The following is a 17267-nucleotide window of genomic DNA, read 5'->3' as shown; positions in this document are numbered from 1 at the left end:
CAGACATGCCCGCCTCCGACCCCGCCCAGCGCGCCACCCCGGACGACATCGCCGCGCTGCGCGCCGCGCTGGACGCGCGCGACCAGGAAGTGCTGGCGCTGCGCGCCGAGATCGAGGAAACCAACCGGGGCGTGGTGGCGCTCTATTCCGAACTCGACATGCAGGCCGAGCAGCTACGCCAGGCCACCGAGCTGAAGAGCCGCTTCCTGGCCTACATGAGCCACGAGTTCCGCACCCCGATCGTGTCCATCCAGAGCATCACGCGGCTGCTGATGGACCGCGTGGACGGCCCGCTCACGGCCGAGCAGGAAAAACAGGTCAAGTTCGTGCGCGACACGGCGGCCGAGTTTGCCGAGATGGTCAACGACCTGCTGGACCTGGCCCGGCTGGAAGCGGGCCGCGTGGACGTGTCGCCCGCCTGGTTCGACATGGTCGCGCTGTTCGACGCGCTGCGCGGCATGTTCAAGCCCGTGCTGACCAACCCCGACGTGTCGCTGATCTTCGAGGAGCCGCACGGCGTGCCGAAGCTGTTCAGCGACGACCGCAAGGTGTCGCAGATCCTGCGCAACTACATCTCCAACGCGCTGAAGTTCACGCCCAGCGGCGAGGTGCGCATCGCGGCCACCTGCGAGGCGCCGGGCACGATCACGTTCTCGGTGCGCGATACCGGCATCGGCATCCCGCCAGAATCTCACTGCGAGGTGTTCCAGGACTTCGTGCAGATCGATTCGCCGCTGCAGCGGCGCTACCGGGGTTCGGGCCTGGGCCTGGCGCTGTCCAAGCGGCTGGCCGAACTGCTGGGCGGCCACGTGGGCTTCGAGAGCCAGGTAGGCGTGGGATCGCGCTTCTTCGTGACGCTGCCCACCACGTTCCCGGCCGCCGACCTGGAACTGCCAGCGCGGCCGGCGGCAGCCGCCGGAGACCACCATGCCGGATGACCATCGCGACACCCGCCCCGCCCCGCAGGCCAGCCCGCTGGTGCTGGTGGTGGACGACAACCCGGTCACGCGCTACGCCACGGTGCGCGTGCTGACGGCGGCCGGCTATCGCACCATCGAGGCCGAGAGCGGCCAGGAGGCGCTGCAGCGGGCCGACCTGAGCGTGTCGGCCGTGGTGCTGGACGTGAACCTGCCCGACATCGACGGCTTCCAGGTCTGCCGCTCGCTGCGCAGCCGGCCCGAGACGGCCACCGTGCCCGTGGTGCACCTGTCCGCCACCTACGTGGCCGACTACGACAAGGTGCGCGGGCTGGACGCCGGCGCCAGCGCCTACCTGATCCATCCGGCCGAGCCGGGCGTGCTGGTGGCCACCATCGCGTCGCTGCTGCGCGCCAGCGCGGCCGAGCGGTCCATGCGCGAGAGCGAGGCCCGCTTCCGCGCGATCTACCACCAGGCCATCGGCGGCATCTGCACGCTGGACCTGGCCGGGCGGTTCGTCGACGTCAACCCGGCCATGCTGACCATGCTGGGGCGGCCCGAGGCCGCGCTGGTGGGCCAGCCCGTGGCCGCGTTCGCCCCGCCCGAGTTCCGCGAGAAGGTGGCCGAGGCCACCGGCCACACGGGCCAGACCGGCTGGCAGGGCACGTTCCCGCTGTGCGACGCGCGCGGCGAGACCATGCACCTGGAATGGAGCATCTCCGCCGTGCTGGAAACCGGCGTGAAGGTGGCCGTGGTGTCGAACATCACCGACCACGTCAACCTGGAACGCCAGCGCGAGCAGTTGATCGAGCGCGAACAGGCCGCGCGGGCCGCCGTGGAGCGGCTGAACCGGATGAAGGACGACTTCATCGCCATCCTGTCGCACGAACTGCGCAACCCGCTCAACGTGATTTCCGTCTGGACCCACGTGCTGGCGCGCCATATCGACTCCGAGGAAGGCCGCCGCGGGCTGGCCGCCGTGGAGCGCAACATCGCCATCCAGCGGCGGCTGGTGGCCGACCTGGTCGACGTGTCGATGCTGAACGTCGGCAAGATGAAGCTGGAACGCGAGCGCGTGAACCTGCCCGAGCTGGTGCGCAGCGCCGTGGACACGATGCAGACCCAGGCCGCCGAGCGCCACGTGACGCTGGACCTGCGGCTGGCGCCGACCGTGGCGATGTCCGCCTGGCTGGACGCCGCGCGCTTTCAGCAGATCCTGTGGAACCTGGTGTCCAACGCAATCAAGTTCTCGCCCGAGGACGGCACGGTGCAGATCGAGCTGTCGTCGGACGCCGACAACCTGCATCTGCGCGTGATCGACAACGGCCGCGGCATTCCGCAGGAATTCCTGCCGCTGCTGTTCGACCGCTTTACCCAGAGCGAGGACGCCAACCGCCGCAAGCACGGCGGGCTGGGCCTGGGGCTGGCCATCGTCAAGCACCTGGCCGAGATGCATGGCGGCACCGTGCAGGCGTCCAGCGCCGGCGTGGGCCTGGGCGCCACCTTCGAGGTGGTGATCCCGCTGATGCCGACCGCGCCGGCCGAAATGCTGCCGGCCCAGGAAAAGCCGGCGCTCAAGCAGTCGGTGCCGCTGACGGCGCTGGACGTGCTGATCGTGGAAGACGACGCCGACGCTGCCGCCGCGCTGTCGGCCATCCTGGTCGACTACGGCGCCCGGGTGCGCACGGCGCGCGACTGCGACGAGGCGCTGGACGCCGTGCAGCAGGCGGTGCCCGACCTCGTCATCAGCGACATCGGCCTGCCCGGCCGCGACGGCAACGACCTGATCCGCGAGATCCGCGTGCGCGAGGCCGTGGAGGTGCTGCCGCGCGTGCCGGCCGTGGCGCTGACCGCGTTCACCCGGCAGCAGGACCGCCGCGCCGCCATGGAATCGGGCTTCGACGCGGTCTGCGGCAAGCCGCTGCGGCTGCAAGAGCTGATGGATGCCATCGAGGTGGCGCTGACGCCGACGCGGTAGTCGTTGGCTTGCATCTGTGCGTGGATGTGGCTTTAACGCCATATCGACGCATTCACGCATTGTTGATCGTCGCCGCAACAATGTGTCGAAATCGTATCGACACGGCCATCTGTTGGAAATAACACACCGAAACGGCCTGGAAACGGCGCCCGACCCGCGCGGCGCTTGACGCCTCAATGGCCGGGGCCGCATTATTCCGCCCTGCCACACAAATGCGAATCGTTCGCATTTGTGTCTACATTTCCAATAAGAGCCATTCCTGTCATGACGTCCTGCCCGTCGCCGGCCCGCCGCCGGCCTTCCGCGCCTTCGCGCGTCCGTCCCATCGCCGCTTTTGCCCGTGCCGCCGTGCTGGCCGGTTTTCCGCTGTGCGGCACCGTGCTGGCCCAGACGGCGCCCGCCGACCAGGCGCTGCCGTCGGTGACCGTGAGCGCGCGGCAGGATGTCGACGTCGGCCCGCAACTGCAGAAGAAGGCGTCGGGCGGCGCGCTGGGCAGCCGCACGCAGCTCGACACGCCGTTCTCGACTACCGTTGTGGGCAGCGAGGACATGGCCGACCGCCAGGTGGCCAAGATCGGCGACGTGTTCTTCAACGACGCCTCGGTCTCGGACAACAGCAACGGCAACAACGCCTGGGCGGCCTACACCACCGTGCGCGGCCTGCAACTGGACTGGCGCAACGCGTACAAGATCAACGGCATGCCGTTCATCAGCTATGGCCTGACCCTGCCCTACGAACAGCTTGAGCAGGTGGAGCTGCTGAAGGGCCCGAACGGCTTCATGTACGGCTTTGGCAACCCCGGCGGCACCATCAACTACGTCACCAAGCGTCCGACCGACCAGTTCACGGCCAGCGTGGAAGTGGGCTACCGTTCGTCGCACGTCTGGAGCGAGCACGTGGACGTGGGCGGCCGCGCCGGCCCCGACAACATGTTCGGCTACCGCCTGAACCTGACGCACGAGGAAGGCAAGCCGTCCAACGCGGTCGGGCTGAACCGCAACTCGGTGTCGCTGGGCCTGGACGCCCGCATCACGCGCGACCTGACCTGGACGTTCGACGGCATCTACCAGGACCGCAACACGTGGGGCGCCACGCCGTCGTTCTATACCGGCGGCATCACCAACGGCCAGCTTCCCGGCGTCATCAGCGGCCGCGGCGGCCTGCTGGGCGGCCCGGACACACACTTCTACTCGAACCTGCAGTTCTACCAGACCGGCCTGCGCTACAACCTGAACCCGGACTGGACGGTCAGCACCAGCTACAGCTTCAGCAAGCAGTCCCGCAGCCGCAACGAGACCACGCTGTTCCTGACCGATGCCTCGGGCGACTACACCAGCTCGCGCTACGACGGCGCCGAAAGCCAGCAGTTCAGCAACTGGACGACGATGGTCGAGGGCAAGTTCCGCACTGGCATCTTCCGCCACGAACTGGTGGCCGGCCTGAGCTGGCAGAAGCAGATCGACCGCTTCAGCAGCAACGCGTACAACAACTTCTCGCTGGCCGACGGCAACATCTACGGCCCGTACACGGGCGTCTACTGGAGCCAGACCGCGTTCCAGAAGTACCGCGCCGGCGATACCACGCAGAAGGCCGCGTTCGTCAGCGACACCATGCACCTGACCGACCAGTGGTCGGTGCTGGCCGGCCTGCGCGTCACCAACTTCGAGCAGAACAGCTACAACGCCAACGGCGTGGGCAACACCAGCTACACCAAGAACGGCCTGGTCTCGCCGACCGCCGCGCTGATGTACAAGCCGTGGGCGTCCACCACGTTCTACGGCAGCTACGTGGAATCGTTCGACGGCGGCGGCGTGGTGGGCAGCACCTACCTCAATGCCGGCCAGGGCCTGACCCCGGCCAAGAGCCGCCAGTACGAAGTGGGCGTGAAGACCGACCAGGGCAAGTGGAACGCCACGGCCGCGCTGTTCCGCATCGAACGCCGCAGCGAATTCACGCGCGACAACGGCGCCGGCGTGCTGCCGTCGTTCGTGCAGGACGGCCAGTCGGTCTACCAGGGCCTGGAACTGGCCGCGTCGTCGCGCATCGGATCGCAGTGGGAAATTGGCGGAAGTACGATGCTGCTGCATAGCGAGTACACCGAGGGCGACACCAACATCGGCAACCGCGTGGCGGGCGCGCCCAACTTCCTGCTGACCGGCCGGGTGGCATACCGCGTACCGTTCGTGCCGGGCCTGAAGGTAGGCGTGGACGGCAAGTACACCGGCCCGACCAAGCTCAACGCCTCCAACACGGCCACGCTGGGCGGCTACACGGTGTTCAACCTCGGCGCCACGTACAACACGCGCGTGGCCGGCAAGGACCTGACGCTGCGCGCCGCGCTGACCAACCTGACCAACAAGCGCTACTGGGGCTTCCAGTACGAGAACTACATCCAGCCGGCCGATCCGCGCGCCATCAGCCTGAGCGCCAAGATCGCCTACTGATCGTTCCATCGCTTGATCGTCTGATCGCTTGATCGTCTGATTACCAGATCGCCCGTCGGTCCGGTTCCGCGCCCGGTTCTGCCGGGCGCTCTGCATTCCCCGCCTTGCGCACGCGCGTCGGCCGTTTCCTGAGACGGTCGGCGTCGCCCTTCTTCGCCTCCCCTCCCATTTCCATCGTAGTTCTACGAGTTCGTACGTCTGAGAGACGTTCGGAAGCTTGTCCGTTGACTACGGCGAGGTCTTTTCTCGCAACTTGGAGGCGCCTTTCGTATTTCTACGATTCCCCGCCCCTACCCAGATTCCTAGCATTGCCATCAAGGAAATCGCGGGGACCAGGTACGTCCACAACCCGCGCGGCATGTTCAGCAAGCGCGCCCCCCGGATTCCCGAGCCAGAGCGAGTCATCTCGCGCTTTATGAATTGACGCATGACCCCACTTCGGCCGCGCCTTCCTGCGGCATAACCGGGCCGCGTCACGTTGCAACTTCTGTTGGGTTTCTCAACCATGAACAAGAATCGGTATCGCCGCGTATTCAGCAAGCATCTCGGCATGCTTGTGGCCGTTGCGGAGAATGTGAAGAGCCGCGGCAAGGCGCCGGGTGAAGGCAGCGCCGGAGGCATCGCCCCAACTGGGCGTGGTATCGGCGATGACGGCCATCGCCCTCGCCCTGTTTGCCTGGGACATGGACGAAGCCCGTGCCCAAGGTCTGCCGACCCAGGGCAACGTCGTGGCCGGTCAGGCCACCATCTCGCAGCCGAACGGCTCGACGATGACCATCAATCAGGGCAGCCAGCGCGCTGTCATCGACTGGAACAGCTTCAGCATCGGCCAGGGCAACACGGTCCAGTTCAACCAGCCCAACGCGCAGGCCCAAGCGCTGAACCGCGTGATCGGCGGCCTGCCCTCCAATATCCATGGTTCCCTGCTGGCCAACGGCCAAGTGCTGATCCAGAACGCCAACGGCGTGCTGTTCGGCCGAGGCGCAGTGGTCAATGTCGGCTCGCTGCTGGCCACCACCAAGTCCATCGACTCCAACGCCTTCATGGCCGGCAGCCCGCTGGCACTGAGCGCCACCGGCACGCAGGCCGGCATCATCAACGAAGGCTCCATCAACGCCCAGGGTTACGTGACGTTCATGGGCGACCAGGTTCGCAACGCGGGCGACATCAAGACCGGCCCGGGCGGACAAGTCCTGCTGGCCGCTGGCGATAGCGCCACGGTCGCGCTGCACAACGGCCAGGGCATCTCGCTGGTCCTGAACGACGCCACCGCCAACGCGCTGGCGGAAAACAGCGGCAACATCCATGCCCAAGACGGCACGGTCCTCATTACCGCGCGCGGCAAGGACACGCTCCTTAATACGGTGGTGAACCTGTCCGGCGTCGTCCGCGCCGGCACGGTCGTGGCCGATGCCGGCAAGACCGGCGACGTGGTCATGACCGGCAGCATCGACGCCTCCAACCGCAACGGCGGCCAGGGCGGCACGGTGGTACTGGCCGGCGACCGCGTCGGCCTGTTCGACAGCGCCTCGATCGACGCTTCGGGCGACTCGGCCGGCGGCAAGGTCATCCTTGGTGGTGACTCGCTGGGCAAGCTCGAAGGTACGGAAGCTCGCAAGCTGCTGCAGGACGGTGCTGGCTTCGCCAACTTTACGCAGGTGGGCGTCAACGCGCGGATCGATGCGGGTGCACGGCATGGCGATGGCGGGTTCGTGGAAACCTCGGCTCACAACCTCAACGTCCAAGGCACGGTGACCGCCTCAGCGCCGAACGGCAAGTCTGGCGAATGGTTGATCGATCCGACCGATATCACTATCGGCACAGGTAACGATGCTGGCTACAGCGGTAGCGTCTCGGGTGGCTTCACGCCCACGGGCAGCACTGCCACGGTTCGCAACACGTCCATCAACGACGCCCTGAACGCAGGCACCGACGTCACGATCACCACGGCCAGCTCAGGTACGGCGGCCGGGAATATCGTGCAGAGCGCCGGTGCCGACATTACAAAGACCGGCGGCGGCGCGGCGAATCTCACGCTGGTGGCAAACAGATCGATTACCCTCAACGGCAATATCACGTCCACCTCCGATGCGCTGAATCTGAATCTGACCTCGGGGATGGGCGGCGGATATGGCACCGTTTTCCAAGCAAGCGGCAGAACCATCGACTTGAATGGCGGACGGCTAACGGCGTACGGGGACACGACAAGCGCCTCAAGCGGCCATGCCATCAACATAAGCGGCACCCTGGCAAATATCGGCGGCGGCACCATTACGGGCTTTAGCGCCGGCAGCATTGGCGTGTATATGAACACCGCCCTGACGCAGGTGGGTGGCAGCCTCTCCATCTATGGCAGTTCCCGCTCGCAGACCGGCATCTATATTGACAACGGATCCAACCTTACGATCTCCGGAGGCTCGCAACTGGTCATCAATGGGGACGGTGGCGGCTACGACGGCATCATGCGCCGCGGCGTTCTTACCCTCAATGATGATGCCGCCGTCAGCTTGATTGGCAACACGACGGGCAATTTGTACTCGGGCATTCGTCTCAACACGCTCAAGATTACAGTCAACAACAACGCCTCGCTGGATATCGAAGGCCGCTCCACGGGCTCAGGAATCGACTCGCAAGCCGTGACGATCCTGGGTGGCAATTACGCGACCAGCAGCATCTCGGTCTCGGGCAACGGGGTCGTCAACATTACCGGCGTAGGCAACTACGCGGAAGGTATTCGAGCCTGCGGTCCGACGTCTATCAATATCTCGGACAACGGCGCGGTGAACCTCACCGGTACATCGAACAACGAGTCAGGCATATGGTTCGACACACTTCGGTATGACCTGCAGAACAATGCCACGCTGAATCTCAGCGGCAGCGGTAACGGATCGAATCCCGAATGGGCCGGCGTGGCTATCCTTGGCCAAGGATCCATGTCCGGAGACAGCAAGCTGACAGTCAACGGCGACGGACCCAAGGCCGCCGGTGTACGTTGGCAAGGTACGTTGAATATGTCGGGAAACGCGACCGTCGACATGACCGGCCAGTCGGATACCCAGGACGGCGTACTGATCCAAACCGTCATCAACGCCACTGACGATGCTCGAATCAACGTTTCGGGCACGTCGCGCGCCAACACCGCCACCTCAGCCGGCGTGCGCTTCGCATCCAACTCCAGCCTGAATCTCTCTGGAAACGTGAAGACCGACATCACTGGCGATTCGCGGTACCGTGAAGGGGTCCATTTCCAGGGTGGCGTCAACATCACCGACAACGCCTACATGAACGCTACCGGCACCTCCAGCGGTGGCGGTGACGCGGGCATCGGCGTGCGCGTGGGCACCACCAGCAACATTACCGTGAACGGCAACGGTACTGCCGTCCTGACGGGCGCCGCCCCCGACGGCCGCGACCACGCGCTAGAGGGCCGCATGCGGGTAAACGGAAACGGTGCCATCCACATCCTGACCGGCGATCGCGTCGCGCCTACCGATGGCAATGGCAACGGGACTGACGGTAACGGCGCGGACGGTGGCAACGGCTCCGACGGTGGTAACGGCACCGATGGTGGCAACGGCACCGACGGTGGTAACGGCACCGACGGTGGCAATGGCACGGACGGTGGCAATGGCACCGACGGTGGCAACGGCTCCGACGGCGGCAATGGCTCCGATGGTGGCAACGGCTCCGACGGTGGCAACGGCTCCGACGGTGGCAATGGCTCGGACGGTGGCAACGGCCCCGACGGTGGCAACGGCTCCGACGGTGGCAACGGCTCCGACGGTGGCAATGGCTCCGACGGTGGCAATGGCACCGACGGTGGCAATGGCTCCGACGGTGGCAACGGCACCGATGGCGGCAATGGCTCCGATGGTGGCAACGGCACGGACGGCGGCAATGGCGCGGACGGTGGCAACGGCTCCGACGGTGGCAATGGCTCCGACGGTGGCAACGGCTCCGACGGTGGCAACGGCTCCGACGGTGGCAACGGCTCCGACGGTGGCAACGGCTCCGACGGTGGCAACGGCACGGACGGTGGCAACGGCACGGACGGTGGCAACGGCACCGATGGTGGCAATGGCTCCGACGGCGGTAACGGCTCGAACGGTGGCAACGGCTCCGACGGTGGCAACGGCTCCGACGGTGGCAATGGCTCCGACGGTGGCAACGGCACCGACGGTGGTAACGGCTCCGACGGTGGTAACGGCTCCGACGGTGGCAACGGCTCCGACGGTGGCAACGGCTCCGACGGTGGTAACGGCTCCGACGGTGGCAACGGCTCCGACGGTGGCAACGGCTCCGACGGTGGCAACGGCTCCGACGGTGGTAACGGCTCCGACGGTGGCAACGGCACCGACGGTGGCAATGGCTCCGACGGCGGCAATGGCACTGACGGTGGCAACGGCACCGATGGTGGCAATGGCTCCGACGGCGGTAACGGCTCGAACGGTGGCAACGGCTCCGACGGCGGCGACAAGACGCCTGACGGTGGTTCGGACGGTTCCAGGCGGTTCGGGCTCGGGTGGCTCCAACTCGGGTGCCACGGCCGGTGCGATCCTGGGCGCGGTTGGCGCGGGCGGTATCCTCGCCTACGTGATCGACGACCTGGCCGACGCAAGCTGGTACCTCGATGCCCCGGTGCCCCTGACCGTCGAGTCCGATGAGGACAAGGCGTGGGAAGGTGCGCTGATGTCGGGTGCCACCGTGGAGGTGAAGGGCACGACTGCAATCGTCCAGGTGAAGACACGCACCGGGACGGTCGAGCGGGTTCTGACCCTGCAGGACGGCGCCAACGGGACGAAGCACTTCGTCTACGAGGACCCCGTCACCAAGACCAAGGCCGATCTGGCGGTGAACATGGAGACACGCGAGTTCTTCTACACCGAAGCCGGTGCCCCGAACGGCAAGCGATACGTCGTGAAGAGCCACGGCTGGTTGAAGGACGGCACGCCCTCGAAAGCTGCCGCTCCGGCAAGCTGATTGCGGGCTCTCAACTAGAAGCTACTAGCTAGCATCTGCCTGTAGGAAAACGATGTGCCGGTGTCGAAAGACGTCGGCACATCGTCCTTTTCCGAGGGGCAATCAGAATCTGTTGGTCCCCTGCTCCACTTCCCAAGTCATCGTAGTTCTACGAAATATTTCACCGGGCTCTGCGCAGACCCCCGTCGCTTCGTGACGCTGCGACATTTGCATGCAACCCCGCTGCGTGTTTCGTGTTTCTACGATTCCCCGCCCTTCCCCAGGTTTCTAGCATTGCCATCAAGGAGATCGCGGGACCCGGTACGACCACAGACCGCGCGGCAACTCAAGTAAGCGCGCCCCCCGATCCCGAGCTAGAGCGGGTCAACTCGCGTTCCATGAATTGACGCACGACGCCTGCATCGGCCGCCTTCCTGAAGGCAGAGCCGAGCCGCGTCACGTCGCAACTTCTGTTGGGTTTCAACCATGAACAAGAATCGGTATCGCCGCGTATTCAGCAAGCATCTCGGCATGCTTGTGGCCGTTGCGGAAAATGTGAAGAGCCGCGGCAAGGCGCCTGGTGAAGGCGCCGCTGCGGAGGCATCGCCCCAACTGGGCGTGGTATCGGCGATGACGGCCATCGCCCTCGCCCTGTTTGCCTGGGACATGGACGAAGCCCGTGCCCAAGGACTGCCGACCCAGGGCAACGTCGTGGCCGGCCAGGCCACCATCTCGCAGCCGAACGGCTCGACGATGACGATCAATCAGGGCAGCCAGCGCGCTGTCATCGACTGGAACAGCTTCAGCATCGGCCAGGGCAACACGGTCCAGTTCAACCAGCCCAACGCACAGGCCCAGGCGCTGAACCGCGTCACGGGTGGGCTCCCCTCCAATATCCACGGCTCGCTGCTCGCCAACGGGCAGGTGCTGATCCAGAACGCCAACGGCGTGCTGTTCGGCCGGGGTGCAGTGGTGAACGTCGGCTCGCTGCTGGCAACGACGAAATCCATCGACTCCAACGCCTTCATGGCCGGCAGCCCGCTGGCACTGAGTGCCACCGGCACGCAGGCCGGCATCATCAACGAAGGTTCGATCAACGCCCAGGGTTACGTGACCTTCATGGGCGACCAGGTCCGCAACGCCGGCGACATCAAGACCGGCCCGGGCGGACAAGTCCTGCTGGCCGCCGGCGATAGCGCCACGGTCGCGCTGCACAACGGCCAGGGCATCTCGCTGGTCCTGAACGACGCCACCGCCAACGCGCTGGCGGAAAACAGCGGCAACATCCATGCACAAGACGGCACGGTCCTGATTACCGCGCGCGGCAAGGACACGCTGCTCAATACCGTGGTGAACCTGTCTGGCGTGGTCCGCGCTGGCACGGTCGTGGCGGACGCCGGCAAGACCGGCGACGTGGTCATGACCGGCAGCATCGACGCCTCCAACCGCAACGGCGGCCAGGGCGGCACGGTGGTACTGGCCGGCGACCGCGTCGGCCTGTTCGACAGCGCCTCGATCGACGCTTCGGGCGACTCGGCTGGCGGCAAGGTGATCCTTGGTGGCGATTCGCTCGGCAAGCTGGAAGGCACCGAAGCGCGCAAGCTGCTGCAGGACGGTGCTGGCTTTGCCAACTTCACGCAGGTGGGTGTCAACGCCCGGGTCGATGCCGGTGCACGGCATGGCGACGGCGGGTTCGTGGAGACGTCAGCCCACGACCTTAACGTCTTCGGCACCGTGACCGCCGCCGCGCCGAACGGCAAGTCGGGTGACTGGCTGATCGATCCGACCGACATCATCATCACCACGTGGGATTCCGGCTACACCGGCAGCGTCAGCGACGGATTTACGGCGGGCACCACCGGAGCCAAGGTCAGCAACACGTCGATCAACAACGCGCTGAACAACGGCACGGACGTCATGATCAGCACCGCCAGCTCGGGTCCCGCGGCCGGCAATATCACGCAGCAAGCGAATATCACAAAGACCTCGGGTGCCGCGGCCAACCTCACGATGATTGCCCAGGGGAATGTCTCCCTGACCCGCATCACCACAACTGGCGAGGCCATCAATCTCACCATTCGGGCGGGCGAAGGCACCGGCAAGGGCAGAGTGACATCGACTACAGATACCGTCCTCGACCTGGGCGGCGGCTACCTCGATATCGCGGCGACGTCGGAACTTCGCGGCACTCATGGCGCCGTGGAGCTTTACGGCCGCACATCGAATATCGGTGGCGCGACGATCGTCGGCCATGGGAATCTGGGGATGGGCGTTATCCTGAGTAACTTCACCGTCCTTGGCGACGGCCATCTGGAAGTCATCGGCACGTCGAAGGGCTATTACCATGGGGTAATGTTCAGCGGGACGGTGAACATCGGTGGCAATGGCACTGCTAACATTTCTGGCACGTCGACCGATAATTCTGGGGTATACCTTGGCGGGCAACTCAACGTGTCCGGCAACCGCACGGTTAACTTCAACGGTAAATCCCGCGACAGCTACGGTGTGTACATGCAGAGCCCCGGCCTCACCGCCAGCGAGAACGGGACCATCAACATCAACGGCCGATCGGAGAATGGGACCGGCATCTACATCTCAGGCAGCCAAGTCGAGCGCGATAACGGCGAGATCAACTTCAACAGCCAAGACCGTGCAGGTCCAGAACCCGTTGTGCCCCCGGACGACGGTAACGGCTCGAACGGCGGCAATGGCACCGACGGCAATGGTTCCAACGGTGGCAACGGCCCCGACGGTAACGGTGACGGCCCGGACGGGAACGGCAATGGGCCCGACGGCAACGGCAACGGTCCCGACGGCAACGGTAACGGCCCGGACGGCAATGGCAACGGCCCGGACGGTAACGGCAATGGGCCCGACGGTAACGGCAATGGGCCCGACGGTAACGGCAATGGGCCCGACGGTAACGGCAATGGCCCGGATGGAAACGGCAATGGCCCCGACGGGAACGGTAACGGCCCTGACGGCAATGGCAATGGTCCCGACGGAAATGGCAATGGCCCGGATGGGAACGGCAACGGCCCCGACGGTAATGGCAACGGTCCTGACGGGAATGGCTCCGACGGCGGTAACGGCTCGAACGGCGGCAACGGCTCCGACGGCGGCGACAAGACGCCTGACGGTGGTTCGGACGGCTCGGGCGGTTCGGGCTCGGGTGGCTCCAATTCGGGTGCCACGGCCGGTGCAATCATGGGCGCGGTTGGCGCGGGCGGTATCCTGGCCTACGTGATCGACGACCTGACCGACGAGACGTGGTACCTCGATGCCCCGGTGCCGCTGACGGTCGAGTCCGACGAGGACAAGGCGTGGGAAGGTGCGCTGATGTCGGGTGCCACCGTCCGGGTGAAGGGAACGACGGCCACGGTCCAGGTGAAGACCAGGTCCGGGACTGTCGAGCGCACGCTGACGTTGCAGGACGGCGCCAACGGGACAAAGCACTTCGTCTTCGAGGACCCCGTCACCAAGACCAAGGCCGATCTGGCGGTGAACATGGAGACACGCGAGTTCTTCTACACCGAAGCCGGTGCCCCGAACGGCAAGCGCTACGTCGTGAAGAGCCACGGCTGGTTGAAGGACGGTTCTGCGCCCGAATCGGCTGCGGCGGCCCGCTGACCGAGGGAGGCGAACCGGAACCCTGACCAGTACTCAGAAGTAACCCAGCAGTAACCCAGCAGTAGAAGACCAATGTGCCGGCGTCGCAAGACGTCGGCACATTGCCGTTTACGCCCCCGCCCGCCGCAAACCACCACCCGCCGCCGCCCCATGCACACCATCCGCGCCAGCCCCTCGACCCCGGCAACCACGCCGCACCGCCTTGCTACAATCGCGTCTTTTCTTCCTCCCGCGAGCCCCCCGCCATGACGACCCTTGGAACGCCCCTCTCCCCCTCCGCCACCAAAGTCATGCTGCTCGGCTCCGGAGAGCTCGGCAAGGAAGTGCTGATCGCGCTACAGCGCCTGGGCGTGGAGACCATCGCCGTCGACCGTTACGAGAACGCGCCCGGCCAGCAGGTGGCGCACCATGCCCGGACGATCACGATGAGCGATGGCGATCAGCTCAAGGCCCTGATCGAGGCCGAGCGGCCGCACCTTGTGGTGCCCGAGATCGAAGCCATCGCCACGCCGACGCTCGAAGCGCTGGAAGCCGCCGGCGTGGTGCGCGTGATTCCCACCGCGCGGGCGGCCCGGCTGACGATGGACCGCGAAGGCATCCGCCGCCTGGCCGCCGAGACGCTGGGCCTGGCCACGAGCCCGTACAAGTTCTGTGATTCGCTGGAAGAGCTGCAGGCCGCCATCGACGGCGGCATCGGCTACCCGTGCGTGGTCAAGCCGGTGATGAGCAGCTCGGGCAAGGGTCAGAGCAAGATCGACGGTCCCGAGGGCGTCAAGGCGGCCTGGGACTATGCGATGGCCGGCGGCCGGGTCAGCCATGGCCGCGTGATCGTCGAGGGCTTCATCGATTTCGATTACGAGATCACGCTGCTGACGGTGCGCGCCGTCGGCGCCAGCGGCCAGGTGGAGACGCATTTCTGCGAGCCGATCGGACACGTCCAGGTGGCCGGCGACTATGTGGAAAGCTGGCAGCCGCACCCGATGCACCCGAAGGCACTGGAAGCCGCCCAGCACATCGCCCGCGCCGTCACGGCCGACCTGGGCGGCCAGGGCCTGTTCGGCGTGGAACTGTTCGTCAAGGGCGAGCAGGTCTGGTTCAGCGAAGTCAGCCCGCGCCCGCACGACACCGGCATGGTCACGATGATCTCGCAGTGGCAGAACGAGTTCGAACTGCACGCCCGCGCGATCCTGGGGCTGCCGGTGGACACCAGCCTGCGCGCGCCGGGCGCCAGCGCGGTGATTTATGGCGGAGTCGATGCGGAAGGCATCGTGTTCGACGGCGTCGACGAGGCGCTGCGCGTGCCGCAGACCGAACTGCGCCTGTTCGGCAAGCCGGAGTCGTTCACCAAGCGTCGGATGGGGGTGGCACTGGCCTACGACGCCGACGTGGAGACCGCCCGGCGTCGCGCCAAGGAGGCCGCGGCAAAGGTCAAGCCGCGCAAGGGCTGAGAGTTTTTGGGATTGGATGCGCTGGCCCTCTCCCCCGACCCCTCTCCCGCGATGCGGGAGAGGGGAGCAAACCGGCGGGAGATTTGCTTCTAGCAGGCTTGAAATTCCACTGTCTGGCTCCCCTCTCCCGCCTGCGGGAGAGGGGTTGGGGGAGAGGGCGTTGAGGCTCTGCTTGCCGACTGGCCGCAGTTTGGACTGCTGGCCCTCTCCCCCGGCCCCTCTCCCGCGATGCGGGAGAGGGGAGCAAACCGGCGCGGAATTTGAACCTAGCAGGCTCGAAATTCCCGCTGTCGCGCTCCCCTCTCCCGCCTGCGGGAGAGGGGTTGGGGGAGAGGGCGTTGAGGCTCTGCTTGCCGACTGGTCGCAGTTTGGACTGCTGGCCCTCTCCCCCGGCCCCTCTCCCGCGATGCGGGAGAGGGGTTGGGGAGAGGGCGTTGAGGCTCTGCTTGCCGACTGGTCGCAGTTTGAACTGCTGGCCCTCTCCCGCGATGCTGCAGAGGGAGGTCAAACCAGCGGCCCCACGCCCTCCACCGCCCCTCAAACCACCCGGTCCGCCCTGTCCATCGGCGATTGCGTTGGCTCCCTGGCCCCTGGGTCTGTCGCCGCGGCGGCCAAAGCAGCGTGGGCGCCATGGGGTGAAAACTCCCGCACGCCGGCCAGATCGGCGCCGGACGGCGCCTGGTACAGCCGCAGCCCCAGTTCCGGCAGGATGGCCAGCAGGTGGTCGAAGATATCGCCCTGGATGCGCTCGTAGTCCATCCAGCCCGTGCGGTTGCTGAAGCAGTAGACCTCGATCGGGATGCCCTGCGAGTCGGGCTCCATCATGCGCAGGTTCAGCAGCAGGTCGTGGTGGATGTCGGGGTGCGCGCGCAGGAAGGCGATGCCGTACGCCCGGAACGTGCCCAGGTTGGTCAGCCGGCGGCGGTTCACCGGGTCGGTGTTCTCGCCCAGCAGCGCGCGGTTGGTCTGCTCCACCTCCTGCTGCTTGACCTCCAGGTAGTCGTGCAGCAGCCGGAACCGCATCAGCGCCGTCACCTCGTCGTCGTCCAGGAACCGCACCGTGGAAGCGTCGATCCGCAGCATCCGCTTGATCCGGCGCGCGCCGGATTCGAACATGTGGCGGTAGTTGCGGTAGCTTTCCGAGAACAGCTTGTACGTGGGCACCGTGGTCACGGTGTTGTCCCAGTTCTTGACCTTGACCGTGTGCAGCGCGATGTCCATCACGAAGCCGTCGGCGTTGGACTGCGGCATTTCGATCCAGTCGCCAATGCGCAGCATGTCGTTCGACGTAAGCTGCGTGCTGGCCACCAGCGACAGCAGCGTGTCCTTGAACACCAGCAGCAGCACCGCCGACAGCGCGCCGATGCCCGACAGCATCCACAGCGGCGAGCGGTCGATCAGGATCGACAGCACCAGCACGCCGCAGACCAGCCACAGGGCCAACTGGGCGATCTGGACGTAGCCCTTGATGGACCGCGTCTGGGCACGCCGGCTGTTGGCGAAGACGGTCTGCCAGGCCGCCAGCACGCCGGACAGCATCAGGAACATGCTGACCCACGTGCCGGCGTGCGCCAGTCGTTCGATCAGGATCGAGAATTTGCCCAGGTCAGGCACCTGGCTGATGCCCACCGTGATCACGGCCAGGAACACCGCGTAGCCCAGCCGGCGATAGGTGCGATGGCGCATCAGCGCGGCGGCCCATTCGCGGTTGCCGGACAGGCTCAGCACGCGGTAGACCACGCGGCCCACCACCCGGGCCACCAGCCACTGCGACAGCGCGGCGATCACCACCAGCGCCAGCACATACAGCGAGATCTGTGCCCAGGGATGGGCGGGAATGCGTTGCTGGAACAGGTCCAGCAGGGCGTCAAATGTCATCGGGAGAATGCA

Annotated in this window: 8 protein-coding genes and 1 pseudogene; 8 read left to right on the top strand and 1 reads right to left on the bottom strand. The window is 66.0% G+C overall.

Going from position 1 to position 17267, the window contains the following annotated elements:
* Window positions 1–5: 5 nt before the first annotated feature.
* From EPAKOI_RS07435 to purT, 8 genes and pseudogenes are all read left to right on the top strand, one after another.
* The gene (locus EPAKOI_RS07435) at window positions 6–938 is read left to right on the top strand and encodes a sensor histidine kinase (protein ID WP_216643983.1); all 933 of its coding nucleotides are present in this window, start codon (window positions 6–8) and stop codon (window positions 936–938) included.
* Window positions 928–2895 carry a response regulator gene (locus EPAKOI_RS07430; protein WP_423193401.1) on the top strand — a complete coding sequence of 656 codons (1968 nt, stop codon included), beginning with the start codon at window positions 928–930 and terminating at the stop codon, window positions 2893–2895. The genes EPAKOI_RS07435 and EPAKOI_RS07430 overlap by 11 nt, the downstream gene beginning before the upstream one ends.
* 264 nt (window positions 2896–3159) lie before the next feature.
* Window positions 3160–5340 carry a TonB-dependent siderophore receptor gene (locus tag EPAKOI_RS07425; protein WP_423193400.1) on the top strand — a complete coding sequence of 727 codons (2181 nt, stop codon included), beginning with the start codon at window positions 3160–3162 and terminating at the stop codon, window positions 5338–5340.
* A gap of 505 nt (window positions 5341–5845) precedes the next feature.
* Window positions 5846–5917 (top strand): annotated as a pseudogene (locus EPAKOI_RS07420) (ESPR-type extended signal peptide-containing protein); the annotation flags it as partial.
* 70 nt (window positions 5918–5987) lie between these two features.
* On the top strand, window positions 5988–10004 hold the full coding sequence (locus EPAKOI_RS07415; protein WP_423193399.1) for a beta strand repeat-containing protein: 4017 nt from the start codon (window positions 5988–5990) through the stop codon (window positions 10002–10004).
* Window positions 9934–10320, top strand: a complete 387-nt coding sequence (locus EPAKOI_RS07410) for a hypothetical protein (protein WP_423193398.1) — start codon at window positions 9934–9936, stop codon at window positions 10318–10320. The genes EPAKOI_RS07415 and EPAKOI_RS07410 overlap by 71 nt, the downstream gene beginning before the upstream one ends.
* 465 nt (window positions 10321–10785) lie before the next feature.
* The gene (locus EPAKOI_RS07405; RefSeq protein WP_423193397.1) at window positions 10786–13929 is read left to right on the top strand and encodes a filamentous hemagglutinin N-terminal domain-containing protein; all 3144 of its coding nucleotides are present in this window, start codon (window positions 10786–10788) and stop codon (window positions 13927–13929) included.
* Between the two features lie 245 nt (window positions 13930–14174).
* The gene (gene purT / locus EPAKOI_RS07400) at window positions 14175–15377 is read left to right on the top strand and encodes a formate-dependent phosphoribosylglycinamide formyltransferase (RefSeq protein ID WP_313839405.1); all 1203 of its coding nucleotides are present in this window, start codon (window positions 14175–14177) and stop codon (window positions 15375–15377) included.
* 537 nt (window positions 15378–15914) lie between these two features.
* On the opposite strand, the gene EPAKOI_RS07395 is transcribed toward purT, so the two are convergent.
* Window positions 15915–17255 (bottom strand): mechanosensitive ion channel family protein, encoded by a 1341-nt coding sequence (locus EPAKOI_RS07395; protein WP_124684318.1) that lies wholly within the window; start codon window positions 17253–17255, stop codon window positions 15915–15917.
* Window positions 17256–17267: the final 12 nt, after the last annotated feature.

It is taken from the genome of Cupriavidus sp. H18C2, assembly GCF_049393795.1.
Taxonomy (GTDB): Bacteria; Pseudomonadota; Gammaproteobacteria; order Burkholderiales; family Burkholderiaceae; genus Cupriavidus; species Cupriavidus pauculus_C.
This window is presented reverse-complemented; position numbering and strand designations above follow the sequence as displayed.